General features: G+C 61.9%; 26 protein-coding genes. 7 read left to right on the forward strand and 19 right to left on the reverse strand.

What is annotated here, in order from left to right:
- Positions 1-59: 59 nt before the first annotated feature.
- Together E0502_RS05100 and E0502_RS05105 are read right to left on the reverse strand one after the other, a co-directional pair.
- A complete protein-coding gene (locus E0502_RS05100; RefSeq protein ID WP_137676841.1) occupies positions 60-1,187 on the reverse strand; it encodes an aminotransferase class V-fold PLP-dependent enzyme in 1,128 nt (375 codons plus the stop codon).
- Between the two features lie 16 nt (positions 1,188-1,203).
- Entirely contained in the window at positions 1,204-3,465 is a 2,262-nt protein-coding gene (locus tag E0502_RS05105; protein WP_137676842.1) for an NADP-dependent malic enzyme, read from the reverse strand.
- 137 nt (positions 3,466-3,602) lie between these two features.
- On the opposite strand from E0502_RS05105, the gene mutS reads away from it, so the two are divergent.
- Genes mutS through E0502_RS05120 form a run of 3 tightly spaced genes read left to right on the forward strand, consistent with a single transcriptional unit; the run spans position 3,603 to position 7,121 of the window.
- Positions 3,603-6,233 carry a DNA mismatch repair protein MutS gene (mutS, locus tag E0502_RS05110; protein ID WP_192895921.1) on the forward strand — a complete coding sequence of 877 codons (2,631 nt, stop codon included), beginning with the start codon at positions 3,603-3,605 and terminating at the stop codon, positions 6,231-6,233.
- Positions 6,234-6,260: 27 nt separating this feature from the next.
- Positions 6,261-6,641 (forward strand): hypothetical protein, encoded by a 381-nt coding sequence (locus tag E0502_RS05115; RefSeq protein WP_137676843.1) that lies wholly within the window; start codon positions 6,261-6,263, stop codon positions 6,639-6,641.
- A gap of 36 nt (positions 6,642-6,677) precedes the next feature.
- On the forward strand, positions 6,678-7,121 hold the full coding sequence (locus E0502_RS05120; RefSeq protein WP_240048871.1) for a YidH family protein: 444 nt from the start codon (positions 6,678-6,680) through the stop codon (positions 7,119-7,121).
- Here the strand turns inward: E0502_RS05120 and E0502_RS05125 are convergent.
- The 5 genes from E0502_RS05125 to gluQRS form a co-directional block, all read right to left on the reverse strand.
- Positions 7,118-7,432, reverse strand: a complete 315-nt coding sequence (locus E0502_RS05125) for a hypothetical protein (protein ID WP_240048872.1) — start codon at positions 7,430-7,432, stop codon at positions 7,118-7,120. The two genes, E0502_RS05120 and E0502_RS05125, sit on opposite strands and share 4 nt — an antisense overlap.
- Positions 7,433-7,494: 62 nt before the next feature.
- Positions 7,495-8,388, reverse strand: coding sequence for a 3-hydroxyacyl-CoA dehydrogenase NAD-binding domain-containing protein (locus E0502_RS05130; RefSeq protein WP_275668350.1), 894 nt, complete (start codon positions 8,386-8,388; stop codon positions 7,495-7,497).
- A 74-nt stretch (positions 8,389-8,462) separates the two neighbouring features.
- Entirely contained in the window at positions 8,463-9,032 is a 570-nt protein-coding gene (locus E0502_RS05135; protein WP_137676845.1) for a cob(I)yrinic acid a,c-diamide adenosyltransferase, read from the reverse strand.
- Positions 9,033-9,063: 31 nt separating this feature from the next.
- Positions 9,064-9,303 carry a hypothetical protein gene (locus E0502_RS05140; protein ID WP_137676846.1) on the reverse strand — a complete coding sequence of 80 codons (240 nt, stop codon included), beginning with the start codon at positions 9,301-9,303 and terminating at the stop codon, positions 9,064-9,066.
- A 9-nt stretch (positions 9,304-9,312) separates the two neighbouring features.
- Positions 9,313-10,146, reverse strand: coding sequence for a tRNA glutamyl-Q(34) synthetase GluQRS (gene gluQRS, locus E0502_RS05145; RefSeq protein WP_137676847.1), 834 nt, complete (start codon positions 10,144-10,146; stop codon positions 9,313-9,315).
- 201 nt (positions 10,147-10,347) lie between these two features.
- Between gluQRS and E0502_RS05150 the strand changes: the two genes are divergently transcribed.
- From E0502_RS05150 to E0502_RS05155, 3 genes are all read left to right on the forward strand, one after another.
- Entirely contained in the window at positions 10,348-10,956 is a 609-nt protein-coding gene (locus E0502_RS05150; RefSeq protein WP_137676848.1) for an HNH endonuclease, read from the forward strand.
- A gap of 263 nt (positions 10,957-11,219) precedes the next feature.
- Positions 11,220-11,360: a hypothetical protein gene (locus tag E0502_RS15185; RefSeq protein ID WP_192895922.1), complete on the forward strand. Its 141-nt coding sequence runs from the start codon at positions 11,220-11,222 to the stop codon at positions 11,358-11,360.
- 7 nt (positions 11,361-11,367) lie between these two features.
- Positions 11,368-11,610, forward strand: a complete 243-nt coding sequence (locus tag E0502_RS05155) for a hypothetical protein (protein WP_137676849.1) — start codon at positions 11,368-11,370, stop codon at positions 11,608-11,610.
- A 128-nt stretch (positions 11,611-11,738) separates the two neighbouring features.
- Here E0502_RS05155 and E0502_RS05160 read toward each other — a convergent pair whose 3' ends face one another.
- From E0502_RS05160 to dksA, 8 genes are all read right to left on the reverse strand, one after another.
- Positions 11,739-12,263, reverse strand: a complete 525-nt coding sequence (locus E0502_RS05160; RefSeq protein ID WP_204517926.1) for an SET domain-containing protein-lysine N-methyltransferase — start codon at positions 12,261-12,263, stop codon at positions 11,739-11,741.
- Between the two features lie 370 nt (positions 12,264-12,633).
- Positions 12,634-13,848, reverse strand: coding sequence for a kynureninase (kynU, locus tag E0502_RS05165; RefSeq protein WP_420813471.1), 1,215 nt, complete (start codon positions 13,846-13,848; stop codon positions 12,634-12,636).
- Positions 13,845-14,486 carry an arylformamidase gene (kynB, locus tag E0502_RS05170; RefSeq protein WP_137676851.1) on the reverse strand — a complete coding sequence of 214 codons (642 nt, stop codon included), beginning with the start codon at positions 14,484-14,486 and terminating at the stop codon, positions 13,845-13,847. Before kynB ends, kynU begins: the two co-directional genes overlap by 4 nt.
- Positions 14,483-15,274, reverse strand: a complete 792-nt coding sequence (locus tag E0502_RS05175) for a tryptophan 2,3-dioxygenase (RefSeq protein WP_137676852.1) — start codon at positions 15,272-15,274, stop codon at positions 14,483-14,485. The genes kynB and E0502_RS05175 overlap by 4 nt, the downstream gene beginning before the upstream one ends.
- Before the next feature lie 35 nt (positions 15,275-15,309).
- Entirely contained in the window at positions 15,310-15,726 is a 417-nt protein-coding gene (locus E0502_RS05180; protein ID WP_137676853.1) for a DUF4112 domain-containing protein, read from the reverse strand.
- Positions 15,727-15,764: 38 nt separating this feature from the next.
- A complete protein-coding gene (locus E0502_RS05185; RefSeq protein WP_240048873.1) occupies positions 15,765-17,237 on the reverse strand; it encodes an ABC transporter substrate-binding protein in 1,473 nt (490 codons plus the stop codon).
- 45 nt (positions 17,238-17,282) lie between these two features.
- Positions 17,283-17,660, reverse strand: a complete 378-nt coding sequence (locus tag E0502_RS05190) for a PilZ domain-containing protein (RefSeq protein ID WP_137676854.1) — start codon at positions 17,658-17,660, stop codon at positions 17,283-17,285.
- A 121-nt stretch (positions 17,661-17,781) separates the two neighbouring features.
- Positions 17,782-18,240 carry an RNA polymerase-binding protein DksA gene (gene dksA / locus E0502_RS05195; protein ID WP_137676855.1) on the reverse strand — a complete coding sequence of 153 codons (459 nt, stop codon included), beginning with the start codon at positions 18,238-18,240 and terminating at the stop codon, positions 17,782-17,784.
- Between the two features lie 293 nt (positions 18,241-18,533).
- Here dksA and E0502_RS05200 point away from each other — a divergent pair, with 293 nt between their 5' ends.
- Positions 18,534-18,863 (forward strand): SEL1-like repeat protein, encoded by a 330-nt coding sequence (locus E0502_RS05200; protein WP_137676856.1) that lies wholly within the window; start codon positions 18,534-18,536, stop codon positions 18,861-18,863.
- Here the strand turns inward: E0502_RS05200 and E0502_RS05205 are convergent.
- Genes E0502_RS05205 through E0502_RS05220 form a run of 4 tightly spaced genes read right to left on the reverse strand, consistent with a single transcriptional unit; the run spans position 18,860 to position 21,834 of the window.
- Entirely contained in the window at positions 18,860-19,993 is a 1,134-nt protein-coding gene (locus E0502_RS05205) for a GNAT family N-acetyltransferase (protein WP_137676857.1), read from the reverse strand. The two genes, E0502_RS05200 and E0502_RS05205, sit on opposite strands and share 4 nt — an antisense overlap.
- On the reverse strand, positions 19,990-20,763 hold the full coding sequence (locus E0502_RS05210; RefSeq protein ID WP_137676858.1) for a glycerophosphodiester phosphodiesterase family protein: 774 nt from the start codon (positions 20,761-20,763) through the stop codon (positions 19,990-19,992). Before E0502_RS05210 ends, E0502_RS05205 begins: the two co-directional genes overlap by 4 nt.
- Positions 20,735-21,193, reverse strand: a complete 459-nt coding sequence (locus E0502_RS05215) for a RidA family protein (protein WP_137676859.1) — start codon at positions 21,191-21,193, stop codon at positions 20,735-20,737. The genes E0502_RS05210 and E0502_RS05215 overlap by 29 nt, the downstream gene beginning before the upstream one ends.
- Positions 21,190-21,834 (reverse strand): HAD family hydrolase, encoded by a 645-nt coding sequence (locus E0502_RS05220; RefSeq protein ID WP_137676860.1) that lies wholly within the window; start codon positions 21,832-21,834, stop codon positions 21,190-21,192. Before E0502_RS05220 ends, E0502_RS05215 begins: the two co-directional genes overlap by 4 nt.
- Positions 21,835-21,849 lie beyond the last annotated feature (15 nt).

The raw sequence follows: 21,849 nt of genomic DNA on the forward strand, positions 1-21,849 counted from the left end.
ACGACTTGGCCTTGGCCAAGAACAAGGCCGAGACCAAGTAAAGGGCCGCGTCAGTTGCTTCACAAAGTTGCGAGCAAGGCCTTCAGGTCTGCGTCGGTGTTGTAAAGATGGGGCGTCACGCGCAGCGAAGTGCCGCGCAGCGAAACATGCACATGGCGTTGCGCCAACCGTTCAGTGAGGCCATCGGGCACGCCATCGGGGAAACCGAGCGACAGGAAATGGGGCGCGCGCGTTCCTTGAGCCGGAATGCCGAGGCCGATTGACGCAGCCTCGCGCTCGATCCTCCCCGTTTGACCGGCCAAGGACGCAGAAATCGCCTCGACACCAAATTCCAGCAGGTAATCGAGCGCGGCACCGGCACCTTCGAGCAGGGCGGGATTGGATTTCTCGCCCATGTCGAAGCGGCGCGCACCGGGCTGATAGTCGTCGCGATAATCGACCAGCCGGGTGAAATCCTCCGACCCGGCGCGATTGATCCAGTTGTATTCGATCGGTTCGCCGCCGTGGTGGCGCGGATCGACATAGAGCATGGCCAGCCCATACGGCCCCATCAGCCATTTGTAGCACGCCGCAACCGCGAAGTCGGGCTGCACCGCCGCGAAGTCGATCGGCATCGCGCCGAGGGACTGAGTGAGGTCGAGCACCAGCGCTGCGCCATGCTCGCGGCACTTGTGCCCGACCGCGACGAGATCGACGATCCGTCCGTCGGCCCAATGGCACTGCGGCACTGCCACAATGCCGGTATCCTCACCGATCGCGCTCAGAACTGCGCCGGTCCAGCAGCTGTGGGCGTCCCGCTGTAGTGTGACCATTTCCGCGCCAACCGTAGCAGCCCGTTCCCGCCAGGCGTAAATGTTCGAAGGGAACTGGTCGGCCAGCGTCACCACCGACTGCCCTTTGGCAAGCGGCAGGTTGCGCGCGGCAATCGCCATTGCATAGCTGACCGACGGAGTGATGGCGATCCGATCCGCCTCGACAGCGGCGAGACGTGCGGCCTTGCTGCGGAAATTTTCGCACAGGCGGAAGAAGTCCGCCGGCTGGAAATTCCATGGGGCCTGCTTGCGCCGTGCGCCGCGCTCCATCGCATCCGCGACCTCGTGCGAAAGCGGTGCCATATAGGCGCAATTGAGATAATGCACGTCCGGCGGGATCGCGAAGCGGTCTCGCTGGCAGGGAATGGCATTCATCGCGCAAAGCCCGCTATCAGCCAACGACTCCAGCCGCTGCCAACACGCTCAGCGTCAGCACATCGGGCGCAATCGCGGTCATCGGAGCGATCTGAACCGGCTTTTCCATCCCGATCAGCATCGGGCCGATGGTTGCATTGCCGGCCAGTTCGCGCAGCAGCTTGGCGGACAGGTTCGCCGATTGCAGACCCGGCATGATCAGCACGTTGGCCGGTCCCGACAAGCGGCTGAACGGGTAAAGTTCCATGACCTTGTCGTTGAGCGCGGCATCCGGGGCCATTTCGCCTTCATATTCGAAATCGGGTTTTTCGGCATCGAGCATGGCGACGGCATCGCGAATATTGGTCAGCCACTGCCCGCTCGGATTGCCGAACGTCGAATAGCTCAGGAATGCGACGCGCGGTTCGTGGCCCATGCGGCGCGCGACAGCCGCAGTTTCTTTCGCAATATGGGCAAGTTCGGCCGCACTCGGGCGCTCGTTGATCGTGGTATCGGCAAGGAACGTCGTGTGATTCTTGCCGATCATCATATGGATGCCGAACGGCAACGCCTCCGGCTTCGGATCGAGCACGCGATTGATCTCGCGCGCGGTCTGCGCGAAGGTCCGCGTGAGGCCGGATATCAGCGCATCGCCGTGCCCCAGCGCCACCAGCAGCGCGGCAAAGACGTTGCGTTCCTGATTGACCATCCGGCGCACATCGCGCTCGGTGTATCCCTTGCGCTGAAGCCGTTGGTACAGATAGTCGACCATCTCCGGCACGAATTCACAATCGGCGGAGTTCTGGATCTCGAAATCGCCGGGATTTTCGACCCCGAGCTGGTGCATCTTGTCCGCAACCGCCTTGGTCCGGCCCACCAGAATCGGCGTCCCATAGCCGAAATCGCGGAACTGGATGGCCGCACGCAGCACGACATCCTCTTCCGCTTCGGCGAACACCACCCGCTTGGGGTTGGCTTTCGCGATCTCGTAAACGTTCGTCAGAATTGAAGTGGTCGGGTTGAGGCGAGCCTTCAGCGACAGACGGTAAGCATCCATGTCCGCGATCGGAGCCTTGGCCACGCCGGTGTCCATCGCCGCCTGTGCCACCGCAGAGGAAACGATTTCCATCAACCGCGGATCAAACGGAGCCGGGATGATGTAATCCGTGCCGAATTTGTGGTTCACGCCGTATGCTGCCGCGACTTCTTCCGGCACGCGCTGGCGCGCCAGCTCGGCAATCGCACGGGCCGCAGCAATCTTCATCTCTTCGTTGATCGCGGTCGCCTGCACATCGAGCGCGCCGCGAAAGATGAACGGGAAACCGAGGACGTTGTTCACCTGGTTCGGAAAGTCTGAACGGCCCGTCGCAACGATTGCATCGGGCCGCACGGCCTTCGCCGCATCGGGCATGATTTCCGGCACCGGATTGGCCATGGCAAAGATGATCGGCTTGTCGGCCATCTTCTTGACCCACTCCGGCTTGAGCGCGCCTGCGGCACTGAGGCCGAGGAAAATGTCCGCACCGTCGAGTGCTTCTTCCAGCGATCCGGCATCGGTATCGACCGCATGCGCGCTTTTCCACTGGTCGAGATTGTCACGGTCGCGCGTGATCGGGCCCGATCTGTCGCACATGATGACATTGTCATGCTGCGCCCCCATCGCCTTGACCAGCGCAGTGCAGGCGATGGCTGCCGCGCCGGCACCATTGACGACGATTTTGACATCCTTGATATCGCGCCCGGTCAAATGGCAGGCGTTGAGCAGTCCGGCTGCGGTAATAATTGCAGTGCCGTGCTGGTCGTCGTGCATGATCGGGATGTTCATGCGTTCGCGCAGCGCCTGCTCGATGATGAAGCATTCCGGGGCTTTGATATCCTCCAGATTGATCCCGCCGAAGGTCGGCTCCATCAATGCGACCGCTTCGATGAACTTGTCAGGGTCTTCAGTGTCGAGCTCGATATCGATCGAATCGACATCGGCGAAGCGTTTGAACAGCACCGCCTTGCCTTCCATCACCGGCTTGGAAGCGAGCGCGCCGAGATTACCGAGGCCGAGGATGGCAGTGCCGTTGGAGATCACGGCGACCAGATTGGACCGCGCCGTGTAGCGCGCAGCAAGCGACGGATCTGCCGCGATGGCTTCGACCGGGACCGCAACGCCGGGCGAATAGGCCAGGCTGAGGTCGCGCTGCGTTGCCATCGGCTTGGAGGCGATGATCTCGATTTTTCCGGGGCGAATGGTCTCGTGATAGAACAGCGCTTCGCGCTCGCTGAAGCTGCCCGTTTTCTCTTCGTCCACGATGTATCCCCCCTATCGGTTTCCGTAACGTCCTCGCGCTTAGCGAAGCCACACGGCAAACGATAGGGGAAAGGCGACAGGGGAAACCCATCGGCCTGGCCTTCCCGAATCGGCAGGTCGCGGCTTTACCAGCCGGGATGGCAGGCAAGTCTACTCCGATGATGCAGCAGTATCACGGCCTGAAGGCCCAGGCCGAAGGTTGCCTGCTGTTTTACCGGATGGGCGACTTCTTCGAACTCTTTTTCGACGATGCACGCCAAGCTGCTGCCATCCTCGATATCGCGCTGACAACGCGCGGGGAGCACGGCGGCGAAGCTGTGCCGATGTGCGGTGTCCCGGTGCATGCAGCGGAAGGTTATCTGGCCCGGCTGATCAAAGCCGGCTGCCGGGTCGCGATTGCGGAACAGGTCGAAACCCCCGAAGAGGCCAAACAGCGCGCGAAGCGAGAGGGAACGCCCGTCTCGAAAGCGCTGGTGCAGCGCGATATCGTGCGTTTCGTCACCGCTGGCACGCTGACGGAAGAAGCGCTTCTCGAGCCGCGCCGTGCGAATGTGCTGGTGGCGTTATGCGAAGTGCGCGGCGACCTCGGGCTGGCGAGCTGCGATATTTCAACCGGTCGAATGGAGCTGGAAAGCACTTCTCCGGGCAGTCTGAGCGCGGCGCTGGCCAGATTGGGCGCGTCCGAAGTGGTCGTGCCCGAAGGCTGGGAGCTTGCGCCCGATGACGCGATCGAGCGAGGCCGCAGCGACTTCACCAGCGAAAATGGCGAACGGCGCCTGAAGGCGGTGCACGATGTCGCGACTCTCGATGCATTCGGCACCTTCGACCGTGCCATGCTGGCTGCAGCCGGCGGATTGCTGAGCTATCTCGATCATGTTGGCCGCGGCAAGCTGCCATTCCTGTTGCCGCCCCTGGCGCGGGCCGGTGACCAGCACCTCGCGATGGACGCGGCGACCCAATCGAGCCTTGAAATCCTTGTCTCTCAGCAAGGCACACGAAAAGGCAGCCTGATCGCTGCGATAGACCGCTGCTCGACCGGGGCCGGGGCGCGCCTGCTGGCGGAAGATCTCGCGGCCCCGCTGTGCGATACCGACGCCATCACCCGGCGCCTGAGGCTTGTCCATTGGCTGCACAGCGACCCCTTGCTGCGCGCGGACTTGCGCGAAGTGTTAGGGGCGCTGCCCGATATCGGGCGGGCACTTGGCCGCATTGTCGCAGGGCGCGGCAGCCCGCGAGATCTCGGGCAAATCCGCGATGGCTTGAATGAAGCGCGGCGCATTCGCGATTATCTGGCCGGCAAGCCGGATCGACCGGATCTGCTGCAGGACCTGCTGCCGATGATGGGAGGGCACGGTGCGCTGGTCGATCACATGCAGCGTGCGCTGGTTGCTGCTCCGCCGACAGAGCGGCAGAACGGCGGCTTCATCGCTGAGGGCTACGATGCCGCGCTCGACGAGCTGCGGCAGATTTCCGGCAATGCCCGCCGTGCGATTGCCGCGCTGGAAAGCAAGTATCGCGAAGAAACAGGTATCGCCTCGCTGAAGATCAAGCACAATGGTGTGCTCGGCTATTTCATCGAGGTTTCCAGCCGCCATGCCGACGCGCTGATGGCGCCTGACAGCGGCTTTACCCATCGGCAGACGATGAAAGGCGCTGTGCGGTTCAACTCGCTTAGCCTGCACGAGGAAGCCGGCAGGATCAGCGAAGCCGGCGGCCGTGCGCTGGTGGCCGAAGAATCCCATTTCGAAGAACTCGTCGGCGAAGTGGTGGCTGCGCGCGAAGCAATCGCTGCCACCGCAGCGGCGCTCGCCCGGCTGGATGTAGCTGCGGGCCAGGCAGAACGCGCAGCCGAAGGGGACTGGGCGCGGCCGGAGATCGTCGACGAGCCTTGTCTGGAGATTTCACAGGGCCGCCATCCAGTGGTCGAAACCGCGCTTGCCGCCACCGGCGAGCGCTTCGTCGCCAATGACTGCAATCTGGCACCAAGCGACCGCCTATGGCTCATCGGTGGTCCGAATATGGGCGGTAAATCGACCTTCCTGCGTCAGAACGCGCTGATTGTTCTGCTCGCCCAGGCCGGTGGTTTCGTCCCGGCGAGTGCTGCAAAAATCGGTCTCGTCGACCGCTTGTTCAGCCGCGTTGGCGCATCGGACAATCTTGCCCGCGGACGCTCCACTTTCATGGTCGAGATGGTCGAAACTGCCGCGATCCTGTCGCAGGCGACGACTCGCAGTTTCGTCATCCTGGATGAAGTAGGACGGGGGACTTCGACCTATGACGGACTTGCGCTGGCCTGGGCAGTGGTAGAGGCGGTGCACGAAACCAGCCGCTGCCGCTGTCTATTCGCCACGCATTACCACGAATTGTCGCGGCTCGCCGACAGCTGCGATGCGCTGTCACTCCATCATGTCCGGGCGCGCGAGTGGAAAGGCGATCTGGTGCTGCTGCACGAGCTGACAGAAGGCCCGGCCGATCGCAGCTACGGGCTGGCGGTCGCTAAACTGGCAGGCATTCCCAAGGATGTCGTCGCACGGGCCAAGTCGGTGCTCGACCGTCTGGAGAAAGGGCGCGCAGAGACAGGCGGCCTCGCAGCGGGACTCGGTGATCTGCCCCTGTTCGCGGCGGTAAACCGAAGCGAGGAGGAGGAAGAGCCAGTCGATCCGGTGCGTGACAAGCTGCAAGCGCTCGAACTTGATGCGCTGAGCCCGCGCGAGGCGCTTGATATCTTGTACGAACTGCAACGCGCGGCGGCACCCACGGATAGTTAACCTCTCGGCGTTACAATCCCCTCCGCTATGCGCGGCTATATGTTCAAGAACCGGATCGGGGCCCTGGTGTTCGTCGGATTGGCGATGATCGGGGCTGCAAATCTGGTCGGTACGGAAGAACAGGACGGCGCGATCCAACGCGCTGCGGCGGAATTGCAGGATCAGCGCGATGCCTTCGAACGGGAAATCCAGGCCGCTGCGCCGGCCGAGACCAAGCGGGCCAAGCCGCGCGAAGTGATTGAAGTGGCCGCATCCGAAGAAGATCTGATCGATGATGCACAGGGCATCGATCCCGCAGGCACCGATCCATCAGGTTTCGATCCGACGCCGAGGATCGAAAGACCCGCGCTTCCGGTCGATCAGCTGGGCGAACCCACATTGTTTGTCGAGAATGCAACGGAAGAGTAGGCCAAACCTGCGGCATTATCCGGATTTGCGTTGTCGGTGCTCTCGCCCTACGGCCAGGTGATGGCGCAGGACGATCCGCCGAAGGGCGATGAAGAAACCGACAAAAGCACGAAATGGGCTGAGGATCGCACCGACTGGGCGGAAGACCGGACGATCATGGCGCTCGAGCGCACATTCGCCGGATGGATGCGCACGGCTTTTGCCGCGATAGCCATCGGTATCGGTTTCCGCGCGCTATTCGGCGAGTTCGACCCGCCCTGGCTGGCAAAAGCCATCGCAACGCTGTTCATCACACTCGCAATCGTGTTTGCCATCGGGGCGGAGCGACGCGCATGCAAAGCTTTCGATCGCCTGTCATCACACGCGATCGATTCGCCCAAATTGCCCAATTTGCGCCTGGTCGCCTGGTCGATCGCAGCAGGTGCCGCGATCCTGATCGTTGCTCTGTGGGTTCTGACCGACGGTCAGCTGGACGCTTAGCTGACGCCTTTGGGCAGATCGCCCGGGCGGTTGTCCTTGCCGTATTTGTCGACATTGTCATCGTGGTTGGGTTCACCCGCGTAGGCATCCATATCGATCCGCCCCGAGCTTTCCATGTCGCGCATATGGTCGATCGTGTCCTGCGGGCTTGCGCCCATCGGCACATCGTTGTCCGATTTCGTGCTTTCCGTCGCGCCGGCGACATGACTGGCATGATCGCGCGCCTGCTTGGCGACATTGTGCGCCTGGCTCATGGAGTCGTCCTGTTCACTGTTGTGCAGTTCAGGCGCGGGTGTGGTCTTGTCGGTCAATGGGTATCTCCTTTCCTCTTTCAACGGAGGCTGAGCAGGAGAGTTCCGGACGAGACCTCAGTTTACCGCGTCGGGACAGGCAGTTCGCCCGAGTAATCGTAGAAGCCCCGCCCGGTCTTGCGCCCGAGCCAGCCGGCTTCAACATACTTCACCAGCAGCGGTGCAGGCCGATATTTGCTGTCGCCGGTGGTGTTATAGAGCACCATGATGATGTCGAGGCAGGTGTCGAGGCCAACGAAGTCAGCCAGCTGAAGCGGCCCCATCGGGTGATTGAGACCAAGTCGGCAGCCCTTGTCGATATCCTCGATATTGGCGGTCGACTGACCAAGCACGAAGATCGCTTCGTTGATCATCGGCAGCAGGATGCGGTTAACGACGAAACCGGGTTCATCCTGCGACAGCACGACCTGCTTGCCGAGGCCTTCGGCGAAGGCGACGATTGCCTGAGTGGTGGCTTCTGCCGTTGCCAGGCCGGGGATCACTTCGATCAGTCCCATAACCGGCACCGGATTGAAAAAATGCAGACCGATGAAGCGTGCCGGATCGGGCGAGAAGTTCGCCATGCGGGTAATCGGGATCGAGCTTGTGTTGGACGCCATGATCGCGTCGCTGCGCAAAACCTTGCCTGCAGCCTCGAAGATCGACTGCTTGATTTCTTCGCGCTCGGTCGCAGCTTCGATGATCAGATCGGCTTCCGCCATCGCGCCGTAATCGGCAGCCGGAGTTATCCGCGCGATGGTCGCTTCCGCATCCGCGATCTCGATTTTTCCCTTGCCGACCAGTTTCCCGAGCGCGGCCTCGATCTTGCCGACAGCGCGCTGTGCAAGGTCCAGGCTGACATCCGACAGGATCACATCGTGGCCGAAGCCTGCCACGGTTTGTGCGATGCCCGAACCCATCTGGCCCGCACCGATGACCGCGATCTTTTGCCCGGCTTTTTGTCCGATATTTTGCACCGCATCATTCCTTCGCACTTGCAGCAAGGCGGGCGTGTTAGCGAGCGAAAGGCGGCTTGGCTAGCGGACTTGGACTATCTGTTGGCCCCGGGCACCCATTTCACATCGCGCGCACCGTTTTCATTGAGCATGCGGGCAAATACGAACAGATAATCCGACAGCCGGTTGACATAGGCGAGCGCCGCCGGATTGACCGGCTCTGCCGCGGCCAGCGCCGCAATCGCTCGTTCGGCACGGCGGACGGTCGCGCGGGCGATGTGCGCGCGCGCCGCAGTATCCGATCCGCCGGGCAGTACGAAGCTGTCCAGCGGTTCGATATCTTCGTTCAGCGTGTCGATCGCCAATTCCAGCCATTCAACCTGTGAAGGGATGATCCGCAGCACCATTTCCGACGGTTCGAAGTCGTCTCCCGGTGTCGCGAGGTCCGCGCCGAGATCGAACAGGTCGTTCTGGATGCGGAACAGGTCGCGCGCGAAATCGCTTGCGGCGAGCATGGCGCCAACCCAACCGATCGTGCTGTTTGCTTCATCGACCACGCCGATCGCTTCGATGCGCGCCCCATGTTTCGATGTGCGGGAGCCATCGACCAGCCCGGTCGAACCATCATCCCCCGTTCGGGTGTAGATCTTGTTCAGCTTGACCAAATTGTCCCCCCTCTCCCTTGCGGGAGGTTTGTCAGCTGCGCCCGCCGCCCATCGCGAGCAGGATGGCGACCACGACAATCGCCAGCGCCTGATATTTGATGCGCGCGAACATGGCCTTGTTCTGCAGCACCTGCATCTCGGTAACCGTCTCTCCATCGCCCGTTTCGAGGTCGATCTTGGTCGTCCTCAGAAAAGCGACAACGCCTTTCACAAGCGAGAACAGGACCATGGCCATAAAGCCGACGAGCAGGATGATGAGGATAGTGTTCATGCGCAGTATCTAGGCCTCTTCGAGCGAAATTCCAGACGGAAATCGGTGCAACCTCAGTTGCTCGGCAAGCAACAGTCCGTCCTCACCGCCCTCACGCAGGTCGGCGAGCGACTGCGAACCACGCCGCTTGGCAAGCTTGCGGCCTTCGGCATCGAGCAGCAAGGCGTGATGGTGCCAGGTCGGCACCGGCAAGCCGAGCAGCGCCTGCAGCAGCCGGTGGACATGGCTCGCGGCGAACAGATCCTTCCCGCGCGTCACCAACGTCACGCCGTCTACCGCATCGTCGAGCGTGGCAGCGAGGTGGTAGCTGGCCGGCTCATCCTTGCGCACCAGCACGACATCGCCGAGCAGCTCGGGCCGGGCCTGCTGCTCTCCCGCAAGCTCATCGACCCATCGCAGCGGGCCTGTGCGCCGAAGCGCCGCCGCCACGTCGAGACGCAAGACATGCGGCTGCGACGGATCGAGCGCGCGCCCCTTGCAGGTACCGGGATAGACCGGCCCCTCCGGACCGATCTGCGTCGCCGCCGCCTTGATTTCAGCCCGGGAGCACACGCACGGGTAAAGCAAGCTGGCATCGCGCAGCTTGTCTGCCGCCGCCGCATAGCTCGCCAGCCGGAGCGATTGTGCGGGCACTTCGCCCCAGTCAAGCCCGAGCCATGACAGGTCCTTGCGGAAAGCCTCCGCCAGTTCCGGCTTGCTCCGCGCCCCGTCGATATCCTCGATCCGGAGCAGAAACCGCCCGCCACGCTCAGCCGCAAGGTCATGCGCGATAACGGCGGCAAAGGCATGGCCGAGATGCAGCATCCCGTTGGGACTGGGGGCGAAGCGGGTAACGGTGGTCATGCTCTCAATCCCTTAATCCTTTCGCCCCCGGCCTGTCGAAGGGCAATGGCACAAGGGTGCTACGACAGGCTCAGCACGAACGGCCTCGAGGATCGTCGCAATGCCGCAGGAGGACAACCCTGTGGATAGCCTGTCTGTAACAGTCTTGACGCTTTTCAGCGCAAGTGCATTCTTCAGCGTCAACCGGAGGGGACGCAACACGTGTTTAAGGCCGAGTTGATCGAACGGGCAGCACACGCCCGAAGTAGCATGGAGGATCCGACGCGCAATCTCGCGTCGTGCCCCTCCCTCGTCCTCAATGCGGACTACACCCCGCTGTCTTACTACCCGCTGAGCCTGTGGCCGTGGCAGACGGCGATCAAGGCCATTTTCCTCGAGCGGGTCGACGTGATCGAGACCTATGACCGGCACGTCCATTCGCCGTCGCTCGACATGAAGATTCCGAGCGTCATCGCGCTGAAGCAATACGTCCGGCCAAGCGAATTTCCCGCCTTCACCCGCTTCAACCTGTTCCTGCGCGATCGCTTCGCCTGCCAGTATTGCGGCGACATGGGCAATCTCACCTTCGACCACGTCATCCCCCGCCGTCTCGGCGGCCGCACGACATGGGAAAACATCGCCAGCGCCTGCGCACCGTGCAACATGAAGAAGGGTGGACGCACGCCCAAACAGGCCGGGATGCGGCTGTATAACGACCCGATCCGGCCGACGCACTGGCAGTTGCAGCAGCACGGAAAGCAGTTCCCGCCGGGCTATCTGCACGAAACCTGGTGCGACTGGCTCTACTGGGATATCGAGCTGGAGGCATAATAGGCCAGCGGTGTATTGGCGCGGGAGCTGATCGCACCGACCTTACATTCGCCGCCGGGCGACCCCATATCAGACACACGTCGTTGCGGCTTGGCAGCCGGAACACTGTCTGACGGTGTCTCTTCACAATCAACATCCCGTTGATTGGCTTTCCTGAGGCAGAATTCGCAATCGCCTGTTCGGATGTTCGACAGACCGAATTGGGCGATCTCGCGGAGCTGCTCGTACCGGGCTTCCCGTGAACCCACGCAAGGAAAGCCCAAATGGCCAAATCACAGAGAAAATCGAAGCGCGAGATCCGCAAGCCCAAGGCAGAGAAGGTCAAAGGCAACGCCGCCAACCCGTCACAAAAGGCCGGTGTTGTTCCAGGGCTGGAGCACATGAAGTCCGGACGAGGCAAGTAGCTGGCGGGTGCGCCTGACTGCTGAAAGATGCCGCGCCGAACAAGCGCGGCAGTTGGAATTGTCGGTCAGTGATCCTTTGGTCAATCGCCGCAAGATCGCGGCCAAGGCCGCCGAGGCTTGGGGCAAAGAAGCGGCGCGAGCCGAGAAACACGAAGCCGGCGTGCCGGAAGCCCTGAGCAAAGAAGACACCGAAATTGCCGATGAATTTGCAAGCGAAGCGCTAGCTCAAAAGGGCTCACATGCAGATTAGACATTTCCTGGTCTTTGGCCTGTCGGCGATGCTGGCAGTGTTGCTGCTCGCACTCGCCATCGGGCTTTTTCGTTACGTAAAGTCAAAGACCAAGGATCGAAATGGATAGGTCTTGATCTGAAAACAAATCAGGAAATATGTCGGTCCGGGGCGTGTGCCAGACGGATGGCTGCCGCCTGCTCAATATCGATTTCGATCAAATAGGGTGCGACAAAACTGGCGTAGGCGTCTTTGCGGTTCTGCGGCAGGTCTTTCCAGCCAGTGATGGAATTGCGGCAATTCGCCGCCCCGCAAGAGCAAGGACACGGGAAATGCTGGATCTGATAATTGCGCATAGCGTAGTCGTAGACCGCTTCGTCACCAGCAGAAATATGGCGGATCGCGACGATATCGTGTCCGCCGGTTTCGTTGATCCGTATCCCGCAATTGGGATCGCACGAATGGTTGAAAATGGAACTGAGCCCGGAATGAAACCCGAAACTGGTTTTCCCTATTTGAGAAGCATGAGAATGGTTCTTGATCCGAATTTCATCAAGCACGCCAACGTATAGAGTATCTCCTGCCTCGAATGGTCCGAGAGCGAAAATTCCGTCTCCACGGCCGTCAGTAGCTCTTGTTTCGACGGTGCTGGTCATTTGGAAATCCTTGATCACAGTGGAAGAGAGCGGTGCGTGAGGCTGGCTCGCGTATTGACGGCTGGACGGAGTGGGATGCCCGGCTCGCATCACGCTGTTGAAAAATTGCCTTCAAACACGATTAGAACTTTCGCGCTCGCCAACGGCAGCTCTGGCCGCCTCGGCCATTCACGAATTGTCTGATGATTTTTGAATAATAGGCGAGATCCGATGCAGAAGCGCGCTCTTCTCTCACTCGAGGAGCACTATCAGGCGGGCTCTCGATGAGGTCGATATGGTGTTGTTGCCATGATTTACAAGCCGTCAGCGCTCGGCAGCCAGCGCTCGGCAGCCAGCGGCCATTGCTGACCGAAACCTCCGACGTTCGCCCGCCAAGGCATGACCAGAACTAAGTCACAGCCGCCCGCTGCCGGAACTCCTCCCGCTCCCACTCACCGCTCGCCAGTATCTCCGCCAGCGCCTCGACTGCCAGCGCGCCATCCTCGAAGCGGACGTAAACCGGGGCAAAACCGAAGCGCAGGATATCGGGGTCGCGGAAATCGCCGATCACGCCGCGCGCGATCAGCGCCTGGCACAGCGCATAGGCTTCTTCGTGACGGTAGGAGAGCTGGCTGCCACGTGCCGCCGGGTCGACGGGACTGACGCATACGAGTTCGGGGCAGTGTTCGGACATTGCGGCGCGGAAAAACTCGCTCAGCGCGCGCGATTTGGCGACCAGCGGACCCATCCCAATATCCGCCATCAGCTCCACACCGCATTCGAGCGCGGCCATCGCCAGCACTGGCGGGGTGCCCGCCAGCAGGCGCGAGACGCCGGGGGCAGGCGCGTATTCGTCGGAGAAGGCAAAGGGCGCCGCGTGGCCCATCCAGCCGCTGATCGGGTTTTGCAGCGCCTCATGATGCCGTTTTGCGACGAAGGCATAGGCCGGGGCGCCGGGACCGCCATTCAGATACTTGTAGCCGCAGCCGACCGCCAGGTCCGCGCCCGCGCCGTTGAGGTCGACCGGCACCGCGCCGCCCGAATGCGACAGGTCCCACAGCACCAGCGCGCCCGCGTCATGCGCAGCCTTGGTCAGCGCTACCATGTCGAACATTTCACCGGTCTTGTAATGGACATGGGTGAGCATCAGCAGCGCCACATCTTCGTCGAGCGCCTCGATAATCTTGTCGCGCGCGGCCAGCCGCTGCTCGGCAGAGCTGCCTTGCACCATGTAGAGGTCGGTCGGGAAATTGCCCGGTTCGCTAAGCACCACCGTGCGGCCCGGGCGCATTGCAAGCGCTGCCCCGATCAGCTTGGACAGGTTTACCGAAACGCTGTCGCAGGCGATGACCTCATTGGCGTGCGCACCGATCAGCGGGGCGATCTTGCCGCCGATCCGCTGCGGCATTCCGATCCAGTCTGCGGTGTTCCAGCTGCGAATAAGGTCGCGGCCCCATTCCGCATCGACCACCTGCGCCAGCTGCTTGCGAGTCGCCTTCGGCAGCGCACCGAGCGAATTGCCGTCGAGATAAACCACGCCTTCCGGCAGGTCGAACAGCTCGCGCGCACCCGAGATCGGGTCCGCCGCATCGAGCGTGCGCGCTTGGTCCATCAGCGCGCTCATGCCAATTCCCTCAGGATCGCGCGGCTCAATCCCGCATCGCCGCCGGCGATCTTGAGCGGCAGCGCGATCAATTCGTAGCGGCCTTCGGGCACATCATCGAGCACCAGCCCTTCGAGGATCCGCATATCGTGTTTGAGCACTGCCTTATGCGCATCGATGGTCTTGCTGTCCTGCGGATCGACCGATGGGGCGTCGGTTCCGACCAGCTTCACACCCTGCAGCGCGAGCCACTCGATGGTTTCGGCGGCGATGGCAGTGAAATCGCTGTCCCACGCATCATGCGGAAAAGTCTCGAAAGTGCGAAACAGGACCCGGTCGGCGCTGTCCAGATGCGGCAGATCGGAGACATCGATTGCCCCAGAGACCGCGCGCGCATCGATCACCAGGCATTCGCCGATATAGGGATCGAGTTCCATGCCCGCCGCGTCCAGCCCTTCCGGCGCGTAGTGCAAGGGTGCATCGCCATGTGTGCCCGAATGGGTGCTCATCGTCATCCGCCCAACATTGACCGGCGAACCGTCTTCCATCTTCCAGCTGCGCTCGAACGTGAATTCGGTGTCGCCGGGCCACACCGGCAGGCCGGGGCGCAGGGTCTGGCTGATATCCCAGATCCGGCGGGTCGATTGCCAGCTGCTCATATCGCGGTCCGGACGCTCAGCAGCTCGGGGAAAAACGCCGCCTTCAGCACGCCTGCAAGATAGGGCACGCCGGGCGTCCCGCCGGTGCCGGTCTTGAAGCCGATAATCCGCTCGACGGTCTTGAGATGTCCGAAGCGCCAGCGCTGGAAGTGATATTCGAGGTCGACCAGTTTCTCGGCCAGTTCGTACAGATCCCAATGCTCTTTCGGGTCCCGGTATATCTCCGCCCAGGCTGCTTCGACAGCAGGCGAGTGCGCCCAGGATTCGCCGACCGGGCGGTCGAGAATGTTCTGCGGGATAGCCAGTCCGCGGCGCGCCAGCAGCCGGATCGTCTCATGGTAGATGCTCGGCCGCGCCAATTCCTCGCGCAAGGCTGCGGCAACTTTCGGGGTTGCCTCGTGCATCGTCACCATGTCCGGTTTGCGTCCACCGAGGAGAAATTCCATCATCCGGTATTGTGCGCTCTGAAACCCGCTGGAGCCGCCCAGATGCGGACGAATGGTCGAGTAATCGTGCGGGGTCATGGTGCTCAGCACATCCCAGCTCTGGATCAATTGGCCCTGCGCGCGCGCCACGCGCGACAACATCTTGAAAGCGGGCCGCAGCCGATCGTCGATGATGTGCTGCCGTGCTTCGCTCAGCTCGTGCAGGCACAGCTTGAGCCACAGCTCGCTCGCCTGATGGACAATGATGAACAGCATCTCGTCATGCGCGCCCGAAGACGGGTGCTGCGCCGACAGGACCCGGTCGAGATCGAGATAGGAGGAATAGGTTACGTCTTGTGCCATGGGCATGCCCTAGCGCCAAGTCGTCACAAGCGAAACTATCCTTCGATCACACGGGTGGCCGGATGGTGCTTGTCCAGGTGCTTCTTCACGATCCTGAGGTTGCGCGTGTTGGAGCGGAACAGGAAATCGGCCGCGTCGCCGACAACCGGAACGGCGCCGAGCAGGGCATCGAAGCCGACATTGCCCGCCATGCGCCACAGCTTCCACTTGGGCATGCCCAGATTGCGCGCTTCCCAGACGATGTATGCCCCCATCGCTGTGGTCACGATATCGCCGAGCACCGGGACAAGCCCGACCAGCGAATCCAGACCGACCGGATAGTTGATCCCGGGAATGCGAAAGCTGCGCTCGAGCAGGATTTCCATTGCTTCGATCCGTTTGCGGACCGAATGCGGATCGGTCCCGGTCGGCAGTTCGAGACCCATGGCTTCCATGCGTTGCGGCGTTGGCATGCGACACTCCTCTTCCGGATCGATGTGACCCGCACGGCCTAGATGGGGCGCAAAGCCAGCGGGAACAAGGGATGGAAGCCCGTCCGGTTGGCTTCGAAACCGTCGACACCCCCGCGCACCAGAGACCAGCGGACCGGTGCCCCCAGCGGGATATACCCGTTCAGATCGAGCAGGATCGTCTCTGCTTCGGCCAGCAACCGGGCACGTTCCGCCGGGTCGTCTTCGCGCAGTGCGGCGATCACCGCGAGATCTGCTTCGCGCGAACACAATGTCTGGCTGACCCGGCAATTGAGCTGATTGAGGAACCAGCGCTCGTCGGTATAGCGCGCCACACTGTCGACCAGAACCAGATCTGCCTCCTGCGTCTGGGCCACTCTGACGAGCTGCAAGCCGATTGCGCCAATGTCCTCTTGCAGCGACTCGAAAGCGCGGTCCGAGCCCGGTCCTGCGGGCAAGGCAATGCGCACCGTGCGATCTGCTCCGCCCCGCCCGATCCAGCCGGCGACGCGCCTGGCCGCCTCGGTCTGACGCTGTTCGACCGTCATGCCGGACCAGCGTTGCGGCTGAGGCGTCTCCGACGCGAGATCGAGTTGCGGCACTATCCGGGTCGTTTGCTGCCATTGGCCCAGATTCAGGCTTTCGAACAGCTTGCCCCGGTCGATCGCCATGGCCAGCGCTTCGCGTTCGTAGCTTTGCCCGAGAAATCCGCGTGCCCGCCGAACCTTCAGCCCGAGCAGACCGGTCACTGAATCGAGCCGGATGGTCCCGCGCGAAAGCGGCCCGACATCCGCGAGCAACAGGTTCTGGATACGGCCGTTGAGTACAGCATCCGCCTCGCCCGATTCAAACGCCGCGATGGCGTCTTCCGCCGGGTAGGCCCGCAGGATGACGGGGCGGACGGTTTCATCCCAGTCTTCGAATGCCGGCAGACCGCGTTGTTCGGGCGGCAGTGCCGTGAGGACTACCTGCCCATCGGACTCTTCCGCAACCATCGGTCCGAGCCCGCGGTTGTTTCTCATCAGACCGAGTTCCGGCTGTCCGAGCAGTTGGAGAAACTCGGCCATCGGATGCTCAAGCTGGATTTCCACCACCCGGCCAGCCATCGCGCGAACATCGGCAATGATGTCCACATCGAGGCCGAGCGAGGTCCCTTCAAGCCGCGCAAGCGTGCGATCCATCTCCTGCTTCACACTCTGGGCCGTCAACGGTGAACCGTTGGCCCACTGCGAATCGCGCAACCGGAAAATGTAGCTCAGCCCGTCATCGGTAACGATCCATCTCTCTGCTATAGCAGGCACGACATTGCCGGCCGCATCGAATGTCACCAGCCCTTCGGCCGTGGCTTCGCGCACATGCTGAGCAGCCGGCGTCAGACGAACCCCGTTCTGCTGCAGCTTGTCAGGATCTCCGATGAACACGACATCGACTTCGTCCTCGCCTTCTCCCAGCGCGCAGGAGGTTGCAGCAAGCAAGAGCGGTGCTGACAGAAGAAGGCGCAAAGTGCGGATCATGCGCGCGTGCCTAGCAGCTTGGATCGCCGCGGTCAGCGGAAAGCTTCAGAGCTTGCGCAGGTTCCTGGGTTCGTATTCCGTGCCTGGCGGCAGGATCGACGAAGGGCGCACGAAGCGCGGGATTTCATATCCGTTTTTCTGCTCGGTCCCGCGCGCGACAGCCGGATCGATCTCTTGACCAAAGGCAATGCCGAAGCGGGTTTCATGGACCCACGCAACAGTACCTTCGACCCAGCCGATATTGCGCAGATGGACGCCGATGTTTGCCCCGCGCTCGACCTTCGGGCCGCCTTCGGCCATCATTCCGCCGGATGATAGGTTGCGGACCTTGATCCGGTCAGGGCTGATCTCGCCTCCGACCCGAACTTCAGCGAGGAAAAAGAGGCTGTCGCGCGAGATATGGCGAGTATCGATGGCAGACATGCGAGCAGGGACCTCTTAGAGAATGTAAAAATGTCCGGCGCAGGATGACCTGTTCCGCGTATGTTACATAATCGAGCATTGGCTAACGAAGCTTTAAGCAGCGCGCATTTTACGCCCGCTTTCAGTCGTCGCGGGAGATTTTTTCCCGGCGCTCATGCGCTTCCTGCGCTTCGACAGTCATTGTAGCGACCGGGCGCGCGATCAGGCGCTTCAAGCCGATAGGATCACCCGTAACCTCGCAATAGCCGTATTCACCGGCGTCGATCCGCCGCAATGCTGAATCGATCTTGCCAGTCAGCTTGCGCTGCCGATCGCGTGTTCGCAGTTCGATACTCCAGTCGGTCTCCGAAGAGGCCCGATCGTTGAGATCGGGTTCGCGGATCGGACCGTCCTGCAGCGACTGGAGAGTCGCGGACGAAGCAGTCTGGATCGATTTCTTCCATTCCAGCAGCAGCATGCGAAAATAATTGCGCTGCTTCTCATTCATGTAATCTTCGTCATCCGACGGAACATAGTCCGGCTCCAGAGAAGCCTTGACGCTCTTTAGTTGATCGGAGTCTTCGAAAGCCGCGCTCGCCATATATATCCTCGATACCCTAATACCGCACGTTCAATGACTTACTGGACGCTGGGCCGGGTTTTCCCGGTCACACAGCCCGCTTGCTTGGCGCGCCTATATAAGGGCGCAATCAGCCACACAAGCGGCAATCTGGCAGACGCCCGATACGGTCCACAAGCTGAAGGACAGCCGAACGGCGAGCGATCCGATCAACAAAGAATTTCGCAACCGCGTTAACCAATTGTTGACCATGATCTGCGGAAAACCCTTCTCAAGCGATGGCAGGGGGCTGTCGCAAGTTTTGGGGAACACCGATGAAGCTCACTCCGATCGAAGGCGGCAAAGCTGTCGATACCGATATTGCCGCTGCCGACCTGCTGGTTGCGCAATGCATGGCTGCCGCCGCACAGGGCGATCTGACCGCCTATTTCGACCTCGGCGTCGCTTACTCCACTGGCAGCCACGGTGCTCCGTGCGATCTTGTCGAAGCGCACAAATGGTTTAATCTCGCCGCATCCAAGGGCCACGAAGAAGCCGCCTGGTGCCGGGCCGATATTTCGGACGAGATGACCGCCCGTGAAATCGCCGAAGCCCAGCGCCGCGCGCGTCAGTGGCTCATTGAGACCGCCCGCAAGGTTGCCTAGGCTTTCTTGAAAGGCGTCCGCCTTTCCAGATAATTGCGGTCGGCTGCCACGCCGCGCCGTTCACGCGCGAGGAAATCGGCAACCGCATCGCGGAAGCCCGGGTCGGCAATCCAATGTGCCGACCATGTCTCGACCGGTTCGTATCCGCGCGCCAGCTTGTGTCCGCCCTGCGCTCCGGCCTCGACCCGTGACAGGCCGAGCTCGATCGCTGCCTCGATCGCCTGATAGTAACACAGTTCGAAATGCAGAAAGCGCTTGTCGTGGCTGCACCCCCAATAGCGGCCGTAAAGCGCGTCCGGACCAATAAAGTTGAGCGCACCGGCAATCGGCTCTTCGCTCTCGAGCGCCAGGACCAGCAAGATTTTGTCGCCCATCCGCTCACCCAGCAGGTCGAACGCTTCGCGCGTGAGATAGGGCGTCCCCCACTTGCGCGCGCCGGTGTCCTGATAGAACAGCCAGAACGCGTCCCAATGGTGCGTCTCTATCACCTCGCCTCTGAGGCGCACGATCTCCACACCCTCTTGTGCGCCCTTGCGCTCCTTGCGGATCGTCCGGCGCTTGCGCGACGAGAGCGCAGCGACAAATTCGTCGAAGCTTGCATAGTCGCGGTTGGTCCAGTGGAACTGGATATCGCTCCTCAGGAGCCATTCCGATTGTTCGAAAAAGGGTAACTGCGCGGGTTCGATGAAGGTCGCATGGGCGGAAGAGAAGCCGTTGCCCAGACAAAGCGTCTGCGCTGCATCCAGCAATGGCGCGGCATATTTGTGATCCGACAATAGCAGCCGCGGGCCGGTCGCCGGGGTGAACGGCGCGGCGATCTGAAGCTTTGGATAGTAATTGCCGCCGGCTCGCTCATAGGCATCCGCCCACGCGTGATCGAACACATATTCGCCCTGACTGTGGCTTTTGAGATAGCTCGGCATAGCGGCGAGCAGATGACCGCCGGCATCTTCGATCACAAGCGGGGCAGGCTGCCAGCCAGTCCCCGGACCAACACTGCCCGAATCCTCCAGCAGAGTGAGAAAATCGTGCGACAGAAACGGATTTCCGCCAGCCAAAGCGTCCCAGCGATCCCTCGGCAACGCGCCGACCGACCCGGCAATCTTGGCTGTCAGTCCGTCATCACTCACAGCAAGCCTTCACCCTCGAGAATAGGTGCATCGGTGTTCTCGAATGCGACCTGCGCTGTTTCGGGCGAGCGTACCGTCCATGTCAGCAGCGGCAGACCTCGCTTGCGTTGCGCGGCAGCGAAACCGCTCGGCAGATCGCGCACGTCGTAAGCGAGAAAATCAGGCTTTGCGTTCCACAGCGACAGTCGCCGAGAAATCGCGCCCACCAACCCCCGCTTGTCTTCCTCGGTCACCACCAGTCCGCGCACGGTACGCGGTGAATGGGCGGCAAACCAGCGCGACACGCGCGGGTCGAAACTCATCACCGCATGGTGGCCGTGATAGCCTTCCAGCGCGCGCCGGACCGCAAGGCACAGCGGGCGCACTCGCCTGTCGCGCTTCGACTTGATCTCGATCAGCACTGGCACCCGGCCACCGACCTGCTGGAGCAAGCGTTCGAGCGAGGGGATGCGATCTGCGTTCTCGACCAATGGGATCGCCGTCAATTCCGCCATGGTGAGATGGTCGACCGCACCCTTGCGATCGGTCAGCCGATCAAGCTCCCAGTCATGGAACACGACAGCGCCGCTATCCTTGGTGCGCTGGACATCGCATTCGATACCCATCCCGCGCCCGATCGCTTCTGCGAATGCGGACGGCGAGTTTTCAGGAGTGCCGGGGGAATGAAGGCCGCGGTGGGCATAGTCCCATTCGCCCAGCCATTTGACCCGGGCTGCACGCGGCGGCGGCGCGCGCCAGTTATCAATCCATCTCGACAGCAAGGATCGCATCCACTTCGACCACTGCGCCCAGCGGCAAGGCCGCGACTCCGACCGCTGCGCGTGCATGACGCCCGGCATCGCCGAACACTTCGGCCATCAGGTCCGACGCTCCGTTCGCGATTGCCGGCTGACCTGTGAATTCTGGCGTTGAACTGACGAAAACGCCCAGCTTCACCACCCGGCGCACTTTTTCCAGCAACCCGGCCTGCTTCAATTGTGCGAGAATCATCAGGCCGCAGGCGTGCGCGGCAGCCTGACCTTCATCGGGCGTGACATTTTCACCCAGCCGCCCGGTCACCACGCTGCCTTCCACGAATGGCAGCTGGCCCGAAACATGGGCAAACCCGCCTTCGACCACCACCGGCAGATAGCTCGCAACCGGAGCCGCCGCTTCGGGCAGAGCAATGCCGAGTTCGTTCAGACGATCTTCGATGCTCATGCGTCTTCCTTGTCCAGTGCTTCGGCCAAAACTGAATCGAGCAACCATGGCAGCGCTTCGTCCCAGCGGTCGATCCGCGCGTCGGCGTGGCCCGCCTTGTGCGCACAATCGATGTGCGGGGCCAGCAGCGGTTCGCCGCAGAAATGCAGCGTCGTAATCGTCTCCAGCGTCTCGCGTGCGGAGCGGTGATGCTGTGCGAGATCATCGATGAAGATCGCCCGGCTGGGTGAATATTCCTCGATTATCGCTTTGAGAGCCGGCCCCTTGGGGCCCTGGTTGGTGAACACCCGCGCCTCGAGCCCGTGATCGAGCAATTGTTTCGCGCGGCCTTCCTGGTGCTTGTCGAGCAGATTGGTCAGGATCACCACATCGGCGTGGTCGCTCAGCCGGTTCATCGCCGCGACCGACCCTTCGATCGGGTGCTGGCGGTGCATTTCGGTCTCGAAGAACTCGCGCAGTTCGCGCCAGATCTCGTCCTGCGCCAATGCGGCGCCATCGGCCTGCCAGCGCAGGGCCTGCGAGAAATCATTCGTCCCCATATGGAAATCGACCCCGCGCTCCTCGTTCAGCCAGTCGCGAAACGGGGCGACCATGTGCAGCAGCACTTCGTCACAGTCGGAAATAACCAGCGGGCGGCTCATCGGGGCAAACTCATC

This window comes from Parerythrobacter lutipelagi (genome assembly GCF_005434975.1).
GTDB classification, from domain to species: Bacteria; Pseudomonadota; Alphaproteobacteria; order Sphingomonadales; family Sphingomonadaceae; genus Parerythrobacter_A; species Parerythrobacter_A lutipelagi.